This window comes from Micromonospora sp. WMMD956, from assembly GCF_029626125.1.
GTDB classification, from domain to species: Bacteria; Actinomycetota; Actinomycetes; order Mycobacteriales; family Micromonosporaceae; genus Micromonospora; species Micromonospora carbonacea.
The window spans coordinates 1,782,137-1,796,528 of record NZ_JARUBI010000005.1 but is presented as its reverse complement, the minus strand read 5'-3'; the positions used below and the strand labels follow the sequence as shown (position 1 = coordinate 1,796,528).

Sequence of the window (14,392 nt, the reverse complement as noted above, 5' to 3'; positions counted from 1 at the left end):
TTGACCCACCGCATGGCCAGCAGAGCTCCGGGGTCCCGGGGCGGAGCCTGGTCCGAGGGCGCGACACGCCCGACCGCGGGGGTCGGCGGAAGTGGGCCTGCACCAGCCGGTGCAGGCGCCCGCAACACAGCGGCATCGAGAGAAGGAACAGAAGCCACCATGGCGGGACAGAAGATCCGCATCCGGCTCAAGGCCTATGACCACGAGGTCGTCGACTCCTCGGCTCGGAAGATCGTCGAGACGGTGACGCGTACCGGGGCGCAGGTCGCTGGCCCGGTGCCGCTGCCCACGGAGATCAACCGTTTCTGCGTTATCCGCTCGCCGCACAAGTACAAGGACTCGCGCGAGCACTTCGAGATGCGTACGCACAAGCGGCTGATCGACATCATCGACCCGACCCCGAAGACGGTCGACTCGCTCATGCGCCTCGACCTGCCGGCTGGCGTCGACATCGAGATCAAGCTGTAGGGACCGGACAAATGGACAGGCAAGTCAAGGGGATCCTGGGCGCCAAGCTCGGCATGACCCAGGTCTGGGACAACAACAAGGTTGTGCCCGTGACCGTGGTTCAGGCCGGCCCGTGCGTCGTCAGCCAGGTTCGTAGCGCCGAGAAGGACGGTTACTCCGCGGTCCAGCTCGCGTACGGCACGATCGACCCGCGCAAGGCCAAGAAGCCGCTCGCCGGGCACTACGCCAAGGCGGACGTGGCGCCGCGCCGGCACATCGTCGAGCTGCGCACCACGGACGCCGCGGACTACTCGCTGGGCCAGGAGGTCACGGTCGAGGAGTTCCCGGTGGGCGTCACCATCGACGTCACCGGCAAGACCAAGGGCAAGGGCTACGCCGGCCCGATGAAGCGGCACGGCTTCCACGGTCTGCGCGCCAGCCACGGTGTCGAGCGCAAGCACCGCTCGCCGGGCTCCATCGGCGCCTGCGCCACCCCGGGTCGCGTCTTCAAGGGCACCCGGATGGCGGGTCGGATGGGTGGCGTGCGCTACACCGTCCAGAACCTGACCGTCCAGGCGGTCGACACCGAGAACAACCTCCTGCTCGTCCGCGGCGCCATCCCCGGCCCGAAGGGCGCGCTGGTCCTGGTCCGCACCGCGGCCAAGGTCAAGGCGAAGAAGGGCGGTGCGGCCAAGTGACCACCGTTGACGTGCTCAACGTCGAAGGCACGAAGAGCGGCACCGTCGAGCTGCCCGCCGACGTCTTCGACGTCCAGGCCAACATCGCGCTGATGCACCAGGTCGTGGTGGCCCAGCTCGCGGCCGCCCGGCAGGGCACGCACAAGACCAAGACCCGCGGCGAGGTCGCCGGTGGCGGCAAGAAGCCGTACAAGCAGAAGGGCACCGGTCGGGCCCGCCAGGGTTCGATCCGCGCGCCGCAGTTCGCCGGCGGTGGCGTGGTCCACGGCCCGGTGCCGCGCGACTACAGCCAGCGGACCCCGAAGAAGATGAAGGCCGCCGCCCTGCGTGGCGCCCTCTCCGACCGGGCCCGCGCCGGCCAGGTGCACGTCGTCGAGGCGTTCGTCTCGGGCGAGAAGCCGTCGACCAAGGCCGCCCTGGCCACGCTGACCAAGCTGACCGAGGCGCGGCGCGTCCTGGTCGTGCTGAGCAGCACCGACGAGCTGAACTGGGTGTCGCTGCGCAACGAGCCGCGGGTGCACCTGATCGAGGCTGGCCAGCTCAACACGTACGACGTGCTGGTGGCCGACGACGTGGTCTTCACCAAGGACGCCCTGGACGAGTTCCTGGGTGTGCCGGCCGAGACCACCGAGGAGGGTGACAAGTGAGCACGATCGCCGATCCGCGTGACGTCATCATCGCGCCGGTCGTCTCGGAGAAGAGCTACAGCGAGCTGAACCGGAACTGGTACACCTTCCTGGTGCACCCGGACGCCAACAAGACCGAGATCAAGATCGCTATCCAGCAGATCTTCAACGTCCGCGTCCTGACGGTCAACACGCTCAACCGCGAGGGCAAGCGCAAGCGCACCAAGACCGGCTTCGGTCAGCGCAAGGCCACCAAGCGGGCGATCGTGAAGCTGGCTGACGGTGACCGTATCGAGGCCTTCGGCGGCCCGGTCAGCTGAGGGGTGTAGACAATGGCTATCCGTAAGTACAAGCCGACGACGCCGGGCCGGCGTGGCTCCAGCGTCGCCGACTTCGCCGAGATCACCCGGTCGACGCCCGAGAAGTCGCTGCTGGTGCCGCTGCCGAAGAAGGGCGGGCGTAACGCCCACGGCCGGATCACCGCGCGGCATCACGGTGGCGGCCACAAGCGCCAGTACCGTCTGATCGACTTCAAGCGGGTCGACAAGGACGGCGTGCCGGCGAAGGTCGCGCACATCGAGTACGACCCGAACCGCACCGCGCGTATCGCGCTGCTGCACTACGCCGACGGCGAGAAGCGGTACATCATCGCGCCGAAGGACCTGAAGCAGGGCGACGCGGTCGAGTCCGGTCCGGGCGCCGACATCAAGCCCGGCAACAACCTGCCGCTGCGCAACATCCCGGTCGGTACGACGATCCACAACGTGGAGCTGCGTCCGGGTGGCGGCGCCAAGCTGGCCCGCTCGGCCGGCGTCGGCATCCAGCTGCTCGGCCGCGAGGGCGTGTACGCGACCCTGCGCATGCCGTCCGGCGAGATCCGGCGCGTCGACGTGCGCTGCCGCGCCAGCGTCGGCGAGATCGGCAACGCCGACCAGTCGAACATCAACTGGGGCAAGGCCGGCCGGATGCGGTGGAAGGGCAAGCGCCCGACCGTCCGTGGTGTCGCCATGAACCCGGTCGACCACCCGCACGGTGGTGGTGAGGGCAAGACCTCCGGTGGTCGCCACCCGGTCAACCCGCAGGGTAAGCCCGAGGGCCGCACCCGTCGTAAGGGCCAGCCGAGCGACCGGCTGATCGTCCGCCGCCGCTACGCCACGCGTAAGCGCGGCTGAGGGAGATAAGACATGCCTCGCAGCCTGAAGAAGGGCCCGTTCGTCGACGACCACCTGCTCAAGAAGGTGGAGACGCAGAACGACAAGGGCTCGAAGAACGTCATCAAGACCTGGTCGCGGCGCTCGACGATCATCCCCGAGATGCTCGGCCACACGATCGCCGTGCACGACGGACGCAAGCACGTCCCGGTGTTCGTCACCGAGGCGATGGTCGGGCACAAGCTCGGCGAGTTCGCGCTGACCCGCACCTTCAAGGGTCACGAGAAGGACGACCGGAAGAGCCGCCGGCGCTGAGCCGCGGGCATACGGATAGAGGAACAAGGGGTTACAGCGATGCCAGGAAAGGGCGACGCTCCGGTGCTTCCGGGCGCGCGGGCGGTTGCGCGGCACGTGCGCATCTCGCCGATGAAGGCGCGCCGGGTGGTCAACCTCGTCCGCGGCCTGCCCGCGAAGGAGGCGCTCACGGTGCTGCAGTTCGCGCCGCAGGCTGCGAGCGAGCAGGTTTACAAGGTGCTCGCTAGCGCGATCGCCAACGCGGAGAACAACGAGCGGCTGGACCCCGACGCGCTGCTCGTCAGCGAGGCGTTCGTCGACGAGGGCCCGACCATGAAGCGGTTCCGGCCGCGGGCGCAGGGCCGGGCGTACCGGATCCGCAAGCGCACCTGCCACATCACCGTGGCGGTCGAGGCGGTCGCGCCGGCCGCGCCGAAGAAGTCCGCGGCGAAGAAGGCCGCCCCGGCGCAGCAGCCTGCGGCCGCTGAGACGGAGAGCAAGACGGAGGGCGCCGAGTAATGGGTCAGAAGGTTCACCCCACTGGGTTCCGGCTCGGCATCTCGACCGACTGGAAGTCCCGCTGGTTCGCGGACAAGCTCTACAAGGACTACATCGGCGAGGACGTCAAGATCCGCCGGATGATGTCCAAGGGCCTGGAGCGGGCCGGCATCTCCAAGGTCGACATCGAGCGCACCCGGGACCGGGTCCGCGTCGACATCCACACCGCCCGGCCGGGCATCGTCATCGGCCGTAAGGGTGCGGAGGCCGACCGGATCCGCGGCGAGCTGGAGAAGCTCACCGGCAAGCAGGTGCAGCTGAACATCATCGAGGTGAAGAACCCCGAGTCGGACGCGCAGCTGGTCGCCCAGGGCGTCGCCGAGCAGCTCTCCAGCCGGGTCAGCTTCCGTCGGGCGATGCGCAAGGCGATGCAGTCGGCGATGAAGAACCCGGTCTGCAAGGGCATCCGGGTGCAGGTCTCGGGCCGCCTCGGCGGCGCCGAGATGAGCCGGACCGAGTTCTACCGCGAGGGCCGGGTTCCGCTGCACACGCTGCGGGCCAACATCGAGTACGGCTTCTTCGAGGCCCGTACCACCTTCGGCCGGATCGGCGTGAAGGTCTGGATCTACAAGGGCGACGCGGTGCCGGGTCGGGAGACCCCGGCCGAGGCTCCGTCGCGCCCGCGCCGTGAGCGCGGCGACCGCCCCGAGCGGCCGCGCCGTGGTCGGTCCGGTTCGTCCGGGACGACCGCCGGTGGCACCGAGGCCGGCCGGGCTGCCGCGACCACGATCGCGCAGCAGGCCGAGACGCCGAGTGGCGAGCCGGTGGACACGTCCGCCGTCGCCGCCGCGGCAGAAACGCAGCAGGAGGGCTGACAGATGCTGATGCCGCGCAAGCCCCCGAAGGGCTTCCGCAAGCCGCACCACCCGGACCGCCACGGCGCGTCCAAGGGTGGCAACCGCGTGGTGTTCGGCGAGTTCGGGATCCAGGCTCTCGAGCCGGCGTACGTGACGAACCGGCAGATCGAGTCGGCGCGTATCGCGATGACCCGTCACATCAAGCGTGGCGGCAAGGTCTGGATCTCGATCTTCCCGGACCAGGCCCTGACCAAGAAGCCGGCCGAGACCCGGATGGGTTCCGGCAAGGGCTCGCCCGAGTGGTGGGTCGCGAACGTCAAGCCGGGGCGGATCCTGTTCGAGATGTCCTTCCCCAACGAGCAGATCGCGCGAGAGGCGATGCGTCGCGCGATCCACAAGCTCCCGATGAAGTGCCGCATTGTTACGCGCGAAGTGGGTGAATCCTGATGGCAGCGGGCGTTAAGGCCTCCGAGCTGCGTGAGCTCTCCGAGGAGGAGCTGGTCACGAAGCTGCGCGAGGCCAAGGCGGAGCTGTTCAACCTCCGCGTGCAGGCCGCAACCGGTCAGCTGGACAACAACCGGCGGTTGCAGGTCATCCGTCGGGAGATCGCCCGGATCTACACGATCATGCGTGAGCGCGAGCTGGGTCTCTCGGCCGCGCCGACTGAGGTGACTGCGTCATGAGTGAGAACACCGCCACCACCGCCGCCGCGCGGGCCCGCCGTAAGGTGCGCGAGGGCCTCGTGGTCAGCGACAAGATGGACAAGACCGTCGTCGTCGAGGTCGAGGACCGGGTCAAGCACGCGCTGTACGGCAAGATCATGCGCCGTACCAGCAAGCTGAAGGTGCACGACGAGCAGAACGCCGCCGGCATCGGCGACCGGGTCCTGATCATGGAGACCCGGCCGCTGTCCGCCACCAAGCGGTGGCGGCTCGTGGAGATCCTGGAAAAGGCCAAGTAGCGAAGGCTCGAGCTCGCCCGGCGTCAGCCGGGCGCAGGTTCCGCCAGGCTCCGGCCGCGGCAGGCGGCCGGAGAACCGGCAGACATAGGAGATAGACGTGATTCAGCAGGAGTCGCGACTGCGCGTCGCCGACAACACGGGTGCCCGGGAGATCCTGTGCATCCGGGTTCTCGGTGGCTCCGGTCGGCGCTACGCGAGCATCGGCGACGTCATCGTGGCCACGGTCAAGGACGCGATCCCGGGTGCCGGTGTGAAGAAGGGCGACGTCGTCAAGGCCGTCGTCGTTCGCACCGCCAAGGAGAAGCGGCGGCCGGACGGCTCGTACATCCGCTTCGACGAGAACGCCGCCGTCATCATCAAGGACGGCGGGGACCCGCGCGGTACCCGCATCTTCGGCCCGGTGGGTCGGGAGCTGCGGGACAAGCGGTTCATGAAGATCATTTCCCTCGCGCCGGAGGTGTTGTGACCGTGAAGGTCAAGAAGGGCGACACGGTCGTCGTCATCGCCGGCAAGGACAAGGGCGCCAAGGGCAAGGTCATCGCGGCCTACCCGCGGCAGGACAAGGTCCTGGTCGAGGGCGTGAACCGGGTCAAGAAGCACACCCGCATCAGCACCACCCAGCGTGGCGCCAAGACCGGCGGCATCGTCACCCAGGAAGCCCCGATCCACGTCTCCAACGTGATGGTCGTGGACTCCGACGGGAACCCGACCCGCGTCGGATACCGCATCGACGACAACGGCCAGAAGGTCCGCATCGCGCGTAGCACCGGTAAGGACCTGTGATGACCACGGCTACCGAAACCAAGACCATGCCGCGCCTCAAGGAGCGGTACCGCAACGAGATCGTGGCCAAGCTGCAGGAGCAGCACAGCTACGGCAACCCCATGCAGGTGCCGCGGCTGGTCAAGATCGTCGTGAACATGGGTGTCGGCGAGGCCGCCCGGGACGCCAAGCTGATCGACGGCGCCGTCCGGGACCTGGCCACCATCACCGGCCAGAAGCCGCAGGTGCGGCGGGCGACCAAGTCCATCGCGCAGTTCAAGCTCCGCGAGGGCATGCCGATCGGCGCGAAGGTCACACTCCGCGGCGACCGGATGTGGGAGTTCCTGGACCGCCTGCTCTCCATCGCGCTGCCGCGTATCCGCGACTTCCGCGGGCTGGACGGGCGCAAGCTCGACGGGCACGGCAACTACACGTTCGGCCTGACCGAGCAGTCGGTGTTCCACGAGATCGACCAGGACAAGATCGATCGCCAGCGGGGCATGGACATCACGGTGGTCACGACCGCCACGACCGACGACGAGGGCCGGGCGCTGCTCAAGCTCCTGGGCTTCCCGTTCAAGGAGAACTGAGATGGCCAAGAAGGCGCTGATCCTCAAGGCGGCCGCGAAGCCGAAGTTCTCGGTTCGCGCGTACACCCGCTGCCAGCGGTGCGGGCGTCCCAAGGCGGTCTACCGCAAGTTCGGTCTCTGCCGGGTCTGCATCCGGGAGATGGCCCACCGCGGTGAGCTGCCGGGCGTGTCCAAGGCTTCCTGGTAAGGGCGACCGCGCCCCGGCTGCCGGCCGGGGCCCCCTTGCACCGATCATGTATTGCTCTTCGCCGTAGGCCCGGGGCTGACCGCCCCGGGAACCCCGGCGAGAAAGGCTGACGAAATCCATGACGATGACCGACCCGATCGCAGACATGCTCACGCGTCTGCGTAACGCCAACCAGGCGTACCACGACCGGGTGACGATGCCCTACTCCAAGATCAAGGCGAACATCGCCGAGGTCCTGAAGTCCGAGGGCTACATCGCCACCTGGTCGGTCGAGGAGCCCGAGGAGGGCGCCGTCGGCAAGCGACTGGTCGTCGAGCTGAAGTACGGCCAGAACCGCGAGCGGAGCCTGGCCGGCATCAAGCGCGTGTCCAAGCCCGGTCTCCGGGTGTACGCCAAGTCGGACGGGCTCCCGCGGGTGCTCGGCGGGCTGGGCGTGGCGATCATTTCGACGTCCCAGGGGCTGCTCACCGACCGGCAGGCCCGCAAGCGGAGCGTTGGCGGGGAAGTCCTCGCCTTCGTCTGGTAACGGGAGACAGGTAGAAATGTCGCGTATTGGACGTAAGTCGATCCCGGTGCCTGCCGGCGTCGACATCACGATCGACGGCCAGGCCGTCAAGGTCAAGGGCCCGAAGGGCGAGCTCACGCACGTGCTCGCCGAGCCGATCACCGCGGAGCGGGCCGAGGACGGCCAGCTCCAGGTCAACCGGCCGAACGACGAGCGCAAGGCCAAGGAACTGCACGGCCTGAGCCGGACCCTGATCGCCAACATGATCGTCGGCGTGACCGAGGGCCACCGCAAGAGTCTGGAGATCGCCGGCACCGGTTACCGGGTCACGGCCAAGGGCAAGGACCTGGAGTTCGCGCTCGGGTTCTCGCACCCGGTGCTGGTCCCCGCGCCGGACGGCATCACCTTCACGGTGGAGAAGCCGACCGTGTTCCACGTGGCCGGCATCGACAAGCAGCTCGTCGGCGAGGTCGCCGCCAACATCCGGAAGATCCGCCCGCCGGAGCCCTACAAGGGCAAGGGCGTGAAGTACCAGGGCGAGGTCATTCGTCGTAAGGCCGGAAAGGCAGGTAAGAAGTGAGCGCCACGCTGCTCAAGCGTCGCCGCGGCGTCGCCGCCAAGCGCGCCGTCGGCCGTGCGCGTCGACACTTCCGGGTCCGCAAGAACGTCAGCGGCACCCCCGAGCGTCCCCGCCTGGTCGTCACCCGGTCGCTGCGGCACATCGTCGCGCAGGTCGTCGACGACACCAAGGGTCACACCCTGGCGTCGGCCTCGACCCTCGACGCGTCGGTGCGCGGCACCGAGGGCGACAAGAGCGCCCTGGCCGGCAAGGTCGGCGCCCTGCTCGCCGAGCGGGCCAAGGCCGCCGGCGTCTCGAAGGTCGTCTTCGACCGCGGTGGCAACCGGTACGCGGGGCGGGTCGCCGCGCTTGCCGACGCCGCCCGCGAAGCCGGGCTCGAGTTCTAGAAACCCCGTCACGAGAGATAAGGAAGGCTGCTGATGCCAGGTCAACAGCGCCGTGGCGGCGGGTCCGGTGGCAACGAGGGTGGTCGCCGCGACAACCGCCGTGAGGGCGGCCGCGGAAACGCGCCCGTCGAGAAGACCCCGCACCTCGAGCGGGTCGTCGCGATCAACCGCGTCGCCAAGGTCGTGAAGGGTGGTCGTCGCTTCAGCTTCACCGCCCTGGTGATCGTCGGCGACGGCGACGGCACCGTCGGTGTGGGCTACGGAAAGGCCAAGGAGGTGCCCGCGGCGATCGCCAAGGGTGTCGAGGAGGCCAAGAAGCACTTCTTCAAGGTGCCGCGGATCGCTTCCTCGATCCCGCACCCGGTGACGGGTGAGGCCGCCGCCGGTGTGGTGCTGCTCAAGCCGGCCTCCGCCGGTACGGGCGTCATCGCCGGTGGCCCGGTGCGTGCCGTGCTGGAGTGCGCGGGCATCCACGACGTGCTCTCCAAGAGCCTCGGCTCGTCCAACCCGATCAACATCGTGCACGCCACGGTGGCGGCGCTGAAGGGGCTGGAGTCCCCGGAGGCCGTCGCGACCCGTCGTGGCCTGCCGGTCGAGGACGTCGCGCCGGCCGCGATGCTCGCGTCGCGGGCGGGGGTGGCGTCCTGATGGCTCGCCTGAAGGTCACCCAGCTCCGGTCCGAGATCGGTGCCAAGCGCAACCAGCGTGAGTCGCTGCGTTCGCTCGGCCTGAAGCGGATCAACGACGTGGTGGTCAAGGAGGACCGTCCCGAGATCCGGGGCATGATCTTCGCGGTCAACCACCTCGTGAAGGTCGAGGAGGTCGAGTAATGACGATCAAGGTCCACCACCTGCGCCCGGCGCCCGGTGCCAAGACCGCGAAGACCCGCGTGGGTCGCGGTGAGGGCTCCAAGGGCAAGACCGCCGGTCGCGGTACCAAGGGTTCCAAGGCCCGCAAGAACATCTCGGCGGCGTTCGAGGGTGGGCAGATGCCCATCCACATGCGCCTGCCGAAGATGAAGGGCTTCAAGAACAAGTTCAAGGTGGTCTTCCAGGTGGTCAACCTGGACAGGCTCGCCGAGCTGTTCCCGAACGGCGGCCAGGTCGGCCCGCAGGAGCTGGTCGAGGCCGGCGCGGTCCGCAAGGGCCACCCGGTCAAGGTGCTCGGCACCGGCGACCTCAACGGCGTGTCCCTCCAGGTGTCGGCGCAGGCGTTCAGCGCGTCGGCCAAGGAGAAGATCACCGCCGCCGGTGGCTCGGTCACCGAGCTGTAAGGCTGTGTCCGTGGCGCCCGCTCAGTTCTTCGTGACTGGGCGGGCGCCTCGGTCTACCCCGGGCGTCACCACCGGGTAATATCGGATTCGATTTATGTAGCCGGGCACACCTGCCCGGACCGGGACGGGGCTGTTAGGCTCCCATCCCAGCTATGGATATCGGGCGCTCGCCCGGCACCCACCCCGATCCGCCAGGGACCACCACCGGCGGCCCGCCTCGCGCAGGAGGAAGAAGTTGCTGTCCGCCTTTCTCAGTGCGTTCCGTACGCCTGACCTGCGCAAGAAGCTGCTGTTCACGGTAGGCATCATCGCGGTCTACCGGCTCGGCGCCACCCTGCCCAGCCCTGGTGTCTCGTACGGCAACGTCCAGAAGTGCCTCGACACCATCGGCAGCGCGAACACCGGGGTGCTGAACCTGCTGGACCTCTTCTCCGGCGGGGCGCTGCTGCAGCTCTCGGTCTTCGCGCTGGGCATCATGCCCTACATCACAGCGTCGATCATCCTGCAACTGCTCACCGTGGTCATCCCGCGGCTGGAGCAGCTCCGCAAGGAGGGGCAGGCCGGCCAGGCGAAGATCACCCAGTACACCCGCTACCTGACGCTGGGCCTGGGCATCCTCCAGTCGTCGGCGTTCGTGGCGCTGGCCCGGTCCGGGCAGCTCTTCAACAACCAGTGCGACCAGTTCCCGATCGTGCCCGAGGGCACCGGCATCCCGGACTGGCTGACGCTGACGATCCTGGTCATGACGATGACCGCCGGCACCGGCGTGGTGATGTGGCTCGGCGAGCTGATCACCGACCGGGGCGTCGGCAACGGCATGTCCGTGCTGATCTTCACCTCGATCGCGGCCCGCCTCCCCAGCGAGGGCTGGCGGATCAAGACCCAGCAGGGCTGGTGGAAGTTCTTCCTGGTGCTGGCGCTGGTCCTGGTGGTCATCACCGCGGTCACCTTCATCGAGCAGGCGCAGCGGCGGATCCCGGTGCAGTACGCCAAGCGGATGATCGGCCGGCGGATGTACGGCGGCACCTCGACCTACATCCCGCTGAAGGTCAACCAGGCGGGCGTCATCCCGGTCATCTTCGGCTCCTCGCTGCTCTACCTGCCGCAGCTGGCGCTCCAGTTCTTCGACCAGACGAACCCGGGCAAGACCCAGGCCTGGATCCAGAACAACGTGGTCGACCCGTCGAGCCCGCTGCACATCGCGATCTACTTCCTGCTGATCATCTTCTTCACGTACTTCTACGTGTCGATCACGTTCAACCCGACCGAGGTCGCGGACAACATGAAGAAGTACGGCGGCTTCGTGCCGGGCATCCGCCCCGGCAAGCCGACCGCCGACTACCTCGACTTCATCCTCAGCCGGATCACTCTGCCGGGCGCTCTCTACCTGGGCATCGTCTCGATCCTGCCGAACTTCTTCTTCATCTGGCTGAACAGCGAGCAGTTCCAGAACTTCCCGTTCGGCGGCACCGCTGTGCTCATCATGGTCGGCGTCGGTCTGGAGACCGTGAAGCAGATCGAGAGCCAACTCATGCAGCGGAACTACGAAGGGTTCCTGCGGTAGATGCGACTCGTTCTGGTTGGCCCGCCGGGCGCGGGCAAGGGCACACAGGCGGAGTTCATCGCCGCTCACCTCTCGGTGCCGAAGATCTCGACCGGTGACATCTTCCGGGCGAACGTCTCGCAGGGCACGCCGTTGGGTGTCGAGGCGAAGCGCTACATGGACGCGGGCAAGCTGGTTCCGGACGAGGTGACCATCAACATGGTCCGGGACCGGCTCGCCGAGCCGGACGCCTCGGAGGGCTTCCTGCTCGACGGCTTCCCGCGCACCACGCCGCAGGCCGCCGCGCTGGACAAGCTCCTCGCCGACCTGGGCACCGCGCTGGACCTGGTGCTGGAGCTGGTCGTCGACGACGACGAGGTGATCCGGCGGCTGTCGGGCCGGCGCACCTGCCGGGGCTGCGGCAAGATCTGGCACGTCGAGTTCGACGCGACGACCCGGGACGGCATCTGCGACCGCTGCGGCGCCGAGCTGTTCCAGCGCGACGACGACAAGCCCGAGACGATCGCCGCCCGGCTGCGCGAGTACGCCGACAAGACCGCGCCGCTGGTCGACTACTACGGCGCCCAGGGCAAGCTGGTGGGCATCGACGCCACCGGCCCGGTGGAGGACGTCACCGTCCGCGCCATCGACGCCCTGCGCTCGTACGGCGGCTGACGAACGGCCGCGCTGCGGCTGACGGAAGGTCGTCCGGCGACTGGCGGACGCCGGGGTCCCGGCGGATAGAGTGCGAACAGCGGGGTACGTGCGACGTGCCCCGCTGCTCCGCGCGACGAAAGGTAACGGCCCCATGCGTCGTCCCCAGCTGGACATCCAGCTGAAGACCCCCGACCAGATCGAGAAGATGCGCGCCGCCGGCCTCGTGGTGGCCGAGGCGCTGCGTCGGATGCGGGAGGCGGTGGCCCCCGGGGTCAGCACCGCCGACCTGGACGCGATCGCCGAGTCGACCATCCGGGAGGCGGGGGCCGTCCCGTCGTTCAAGGGCTACCACGGCTTCCCGGCCTCGATCTGCTCGTCGGTCAACGGGCAGGTGGTGCATGCGATCCCGTCGCCGGCCCAGGTGCTCCGCGAGGGTGACCTGATCTCGATCGACTGCGGCGCGGTGCTGGATGGCTGGCACGGCGACGCGGCGATCACGGTTGGCGTGGGGGAGGTGGACCCGGCGCTGCTGAAGATGGCCGCGGTGGCCGAGGACGCGATGTGGGCCGGGATCGCCGCGGCGGCGCGCGGGGCGGCCAGCGGCCGGGGCCGGCTCACCGACATCTCGCACGCGGTGGAGAACGCGGTCCGCCGGGGCGGCCGGTACGGCATCGTCGACGGGTACGGCGGGCACGGCATCGGCACCGAGATGCACCAGGACCCGCACGTGCTCAACCACGGCCGGCCCGGCAAGGGCCCCCGGCTGGTGCCGGGCCTGGCGCTGGCCATCGAGCCGATGATCACGATGGGCTCGCCCCGGACGGTGGAGCTGGCCGACGGCTGGACCGTGGTCACCCGGGACGGGTCGATGGCGGTGCACGTCGAGCACTCGATGGCGCTGCTCCCGGACGGGGTCTGGGTGCTCACCGCGTTCGACGGCGGCCGGGCGCGCCTGGGCGACCTCGTGACCGCCCGCCAGCCCGCCGACTCGCCGGCGATCTGACCGTCGGGTGGCCCCTCCGGTCGGCGAGCAGGGGTGACCCCGGTCACTCCCTGCCCCGGGCGGGGCGGGAAGTAACCCGGCCGGGTGACCTGGCGGGTGGCCGGTTTGGCGGCGGCGCGCAGGCGGGCGTACACTTTCTGATCGGCGCACAGCGTCCACTCCGGCATGCCCACCCTGCGCTTCGGTGGGGCCGGAGCCGCGGCTGGCGCGGGCACCCGATCACCGTCGGGGCCCGTGTAAGACGTTGTGGGCCGTCCGGAGTAACCGACGTCAGGACAGCGGAGGACATGCCGAAAAAAGACGGAGCCATCGAGATCGAGGGTCGGGTCATCGAGCCCCTGCCGAACGCCATGTTCCGGGTGGAGCTCGCGAACGGTCACAAGGTGCTGGCTCACATCAGTGGCAAGATGCGGCAGCACTACATCCGCATCCTGCCGGAGGACCGCGTCGTCGTCGAACTCTCGCCGTACGACCTGACCCGCGGGCGCATCGTCTACCGCTACAAGTAAGCGACCTGACGACGGCCGGGTAGTCCCCGTGTCCGTCCTCGACGTCCGGCGTCGCGCGTCGTCGCGCCTCCGGGCCAGATGGGAAGTAAGGCAACCGTGAAGGTCAAGCCGAGCGTCAAGAGGATCTGCAACAAGTGCCGGGTCATCCGCCGGCACGGCCGGGTCATGGTCATCTGTAGCGACCCGCGCCACAAGCAGCGCCAGGGCTGATCCAGCCCGACCGACCGTGAGTCCACGGCCGGTCGGTCCGGTCCCGGCGTCGCAGATCCAGCCAACACATCATCAGCTCGTCCCAGCCGCGAGCGGTGCGCATCGCGTACCCCTGCGTGGTTGACCCCCGGTCGGAGGCCGGGGCCCGCTCGGGCAGCGGTCGTTCCTCCCGGCGCCACGGCGCCGGTCGGACGACCGGAGCGGGGTGGGGCGGGTGCAGACCTCCGCCAGGAAACCACAAGGAGTACGCCCGCACATGGCTCGTCTAGTCGGCGTGGACCTCCCCCGCGAGAAGCGGATGGAGATCGCGCTCACCTACATCTTCGGGGTCGGCCGCACCCGTGCCCTGGAGACGCTGGCCGCGACCGGTATCTCGCCGGACAAGCGCGCTCGGGACCTCACGGACGAGGAGCTGGTCCAGCTCCGCGACCACATCGAGGGCAACTACAAGGTTGAAGGCGACCTGCGCCGCGAGGTCGCCGCTGACATCCGCCGCAAGGTCGAGATCGGCTGCTACGCCGGTATCCGCCACCGCCGTGGTCTCCCGGTGCGTGGCCAGCGGACGCGGACCAACGCCCGCACCCGCAAGGGCCCGAAGCGGACCGTCGCCGGCAAGAAGAAGCCCGGCAAGAAGTAATTAGGAGCGCACAGACTT

The 14,392-nt window shown here is 68.9% G+C and carries 27 protein-coding genes; all 27 read left to right on the top strand.

The annotated features are described in order from the left end of the window. Window positions 1–159: 159 nt before the first annotated feature. The 27 genes from rpsJ to rpsM all read left to right on the top strand — a co-directional run bounded on the left by rpsJ (window position 160) and on the right by rpsM (window position 14,374). Window positions 160–468, top strand: coding sequence for a 30S ribosomal protein S10 (gene rpsJ, locus O7628_RS08310; protein ID WP_007073037.1), 309 nt, complete (start codon window positions 160–162; stop codon window positions 466–468). A gap of 11 nt (window positions 469–479) precedes the next feature. Continuing rightward, window positions 480–1,145, top strand: coding sequence for a 50S ribosomal protein L3 (rplC, locus tag O7628_RS08305; protein WP_074472519.1), 666 nt, complete (start codon window positions 480–482; stop codon window positions 1,143–1,145). Continuing rightward, complete coding sequence (gene rplD / locus O7628_RS08300; protein ID WP_074472520.1) at window positions 1,142–1,792, top strand: 50S ribosomal protein L4; 651 nt, start codon at window positions 1,142–1,144, stop codon at window positions 1,790–1,792. The genes rplC and rplD overlap by 4 nt, the downstream gene beginning before the upstream one ends. Beyond that, window positions 1,789–2,091: a 50S ribosomal protein L23 gene (rplW, locus tag O7628_RS08295; RefSeq protein ID WP_007073034.1), complete on the top strand. Its 303-nt coding sequence runs from the start codon at window positions 1,789–1,791 to the stop codon at window positions 2,089–2,091. The genes rplD and rplW overlap by 4 nt, the downstream gene beginning before the upstream one ends. 12 nt (window positions 2,092–2,103) lie before the next feature. Further along, on the top strand, window positions 2,104–2,943 hold the full coding sequence (gene rplB, locus O7628_RS08290; protein ID WP_278129414.1) for a 50S ribosomal protein L2: 840 nt from the start codon (window positions 2,104–2,106) through the stop codon (window positions 2,941–2,943). A gap of 12 nt (window positions 2,944–2,955) precedes the next feature. Continuing rightward, window positions 2,956–3,237, top strand: coding sequence for a 30S ribosomal protein S19 (gene rpsS / locus O7628_RS08285; protein ID WP_007073032.1), 282 nt, complete (start codon window positions 2,956–2,958; stop codon window positions 3,235–3,237). 39 nt (window positions 3,238–3,276) lie between these two features. Next, complete coding sequence (gene rplV, locus O7628_RS08280) at window positions 3,277–3,735, top strand: 50S ribosomal protein L22 (RefSeq protein ID WP_043965515.1); 459 nt, start codon at window positions 3,277–3,279, stop codon at window positions 3,733–3,735. Continuing rightward, the gene (rpsC, locus tag O7628_RS08275) at window positions 3,735–4,589 is read left to right on the top strand and encodes a 30S ribosomal protein S3 (protein ID WP_074472522.1); all 855 of its coding nucleotides are present in this window, start codon (window positions 3,735–3,737) and stop codon (window positions 4,587–4,589) included. Before rplV ends, rpsC begins: the two co-directional genes overlap by 1 nt. Window positions 4,590–4,592: 3 nt before the next feature. After that, on the top strand, window positions 4,593–5,018 hold the full coding sequence (rplP, locus tag O7628_RS08270; RefSeq protein WP_043965519.1) for a 50S ribosomal protein L16: 426 nt from the start codon (window positions 4,593–4,595) through the stop codon (window positions 5,016–5,018). Next, window positions 5,018–5,254, top strand: a complete 237-nt coding sequence (gene rpmC, locus O7628_RS08265; protein ID WP_007073028.1) for a 50S ribosomal protein L29 — start codon at window positions 5,018–5,020, stop codon at window positions 5,252–5,254. Before rplP ends, rpmC begins: the two co-directional genes overlap by 1 nt. Next, on the top strand, window positions 5,251–5,532 hold the full coding sequence (gene rpsQ / locus O7628_RS08260; RefSeq protein ID WP_178066442.1) for a 30S ribosomal protein S17: 282 nt from the start codon (window positions 5,251–5,253) through the stop codon (window positions 5,530–5,532). The genes rpmC and rpsQ overlap by 4 nt, the downstream gene beginning before the upstream one ends. 97 nt (window positions 5,533–5,629) lie before the next feature. Then, window positions 5,630–5,998: a 50S ribosomal protein L14 gene (gene rplN / locus O7628_RS08255; protein WP_007073026.1), complete on the top strand. Its 369-nt coding sequence runs from the start codon at window positions 5,630–5,632 to the stop codon at window positions 5,996–5,998. Further along, window positions 5,995–6,315: a 50S ribosomal protein L24 gene (rplX, locus tag O7628_RS08250; protein WP_007073025.1), complete on the top strand. Its 321-nt coding sequence runs from the start codon at window positions 5,995–5,997 to the stop codon at window positions 6,313–6,315. Before rplN ends, rplX begins: the two co-directional genes overlap by 4 nt. Beyond that, the gene (gene rplE / locus O7628_RS08245) at window positions 6,315–6,884 is read left to right on the top strand and encodes a 50S ribosomal protein L5 (protein WP_007073024.1); all 570 of its coding nucleotides are present in this window, start codon (window positions 6,315–6,317) and stop codon (window positions 6,882–6,884) included. The genes rplX and rplE overlap by 1 nt, the downstream gene beginning before the upstream one ends. A gap of 1 nt (window position 6,885) precedes the next feature. Further along, window positions 6,886–7,071, top strand: a complete 186-nt coding sequence (locus O7628_RS08240) for a type Z 30S ribosomal protein S14 (RefSeq protein ID WP_007073023.1) — start codon at window positions 6,886–6,888, stop codon at window positions 7,069–7,071. A gap of 118 nt (window positions 7,072–7,189) precedes the next feature. Continuing rightward, the gene (gene rpsH / locus O7628_RS08235) at window positions 7,190–7,597 is read left to right on the top strand and encodes a 30S ribosomal protein S8 (protein ID WP_018784557.1); all 408 of its coding nucleotides are present in this window, start codon (window positions 7,190–7,192) and stop codon (window positions 7,595–7,597) included. Window positions 7,598–7,613: 16 nt separating this feature from the next. Next, a complete protein-coding gene (gene rplF / locus O7628_RS08230; protein WP_043965528.1) occupies window positions 7,614–8,156 on the top strand; it encodes a 50S ribosomal protein L6 in 543 nt (180 codons plus the stop codon). 8 nt (window positions 8,157–8,164) lie between these two features. Then, the gene (rplR, locus tag O7628_RS08225) at window positions 8,165–8,542 is read left to right on the top strand and encodes a 50S ribosomal protein L18 (RefSeq protein WP_176734116.1); all 378 of its coding nucleotides are present in this window, start codon (window positions 8,165–8,167) and stop codon (window positions 8,540–8,542) included. 33 nt (window positions 8,543–8,575) lie between these two features. Beyond that, window positions 8,576–9,190, top strand: coding sequence for a 30S ribosomal protein S5 (rpsE, locus tag O7628_RS08220; RefSeq protein WP_278129413.1), 615 nt, complete (start codon window positions 8,576–8,578; stop codon window positions 9,188–9,190). Continuing rightward, a complete protein-coding gene (rpmD, locus tag O7628_RS08215) occupies window positions 9,190–9,372 on the top strand; it encodes a 50S ribosomal protein L30 (RefSeq protein WP_043965530.1) in 183 nt (60 codons plus the stop codon). The genes rpsE and rpmD overlap by 1 nt, the downstream gene beginning before the upstream one ends. Further along, the gene (gene rplO / locus O7628_RS08210; RefSeq protein WP_074472526.1) at window positions 9,372–9,815 is read left to right on the top strand and encodes a 50S ribosomal protein L15; all 444 of its coding nucleotides are present in this window, start codon (window positions 9,372–9,374) and stop codon (window positions 9,813–9,815) included. Before rpmD ends, rplO begins: the two co-directional genes overlap by 1 nt. Window positions 9,816–10,050: 235 nt before the next feature. Continuing rightward, entirely contained in the window at window positions 10,051–11,379 is a 1,329-nt protein-coding gene (gene secY / locus O7628_RS08205; protein WP_074472527.1) for a preprotein translocase subunit SecY, read from the top strand. Beyond that, window positions 11,380–12,033: an adenylate kinase gene (locus O7628_RS08200; protein ID WP_043965534.1), complete on the top strand. Its 654-nt coding sequence runs from the start codon at window positions 11,380–11,382 to the stop codon at window positions 12,031–12,033. A 133-nt stretch (window positions 12,034–12,166) separates the two neighbouring features. Then, window positions 12,167–13,018, top strand: a complete 852-nt coding sequence (gene map / locus O7628_RS08195; protein ID WP_278129412.1) for a type I methionyl aminopeptidase — start codon at window positions 12,167–12,169, stop codon at window positions 13,016–13,018. 287 nt (window positions 13,019–13,305) lie between these two features. Continuing rightward, on the top strand, window positions 13,306–13,527 hold the full coding sequence (gene infA / locus O7628_RS08190; RefSeq protein WP_007073013.1) for a translation initiation factor IF-1: 222 nt from the start codon (window positions 13,306–13,308) through the stop codon (window positions 13,525–13,527). Window positions 13,528–13,623: 96 nt separating this feature from the next. After that, on the top strand, window positions 13,624–13,737 hold the full coding sequence (gene rpmJ / locus O7628_RS08185) for a 50S ribosomal protein L36 (RefSeq protein ID WP_043965539.1): 114 nt from the start codon (window positions 13,624–13,626) through the stop codon (window positions 13,735–13,737). Window positions 13,738–13,993: 256 nt separating this feature from the next. After that, window positions 13,994–14,374 carry a 30S ribosomal protein S13 gene (gene rpsM / locus O7628_RS08180; RefSeq protein ID WP_043965541.1) on the top strand — a complete coding sequence of 127 codons (381 nt, stop codon included), beginning with the start codon at window positions 13,994–13,996 and terminating at the stop codon, window positions 14,372–14,374. Window positions 14,375–14,392: the final 18 nt, after the last annotated feature.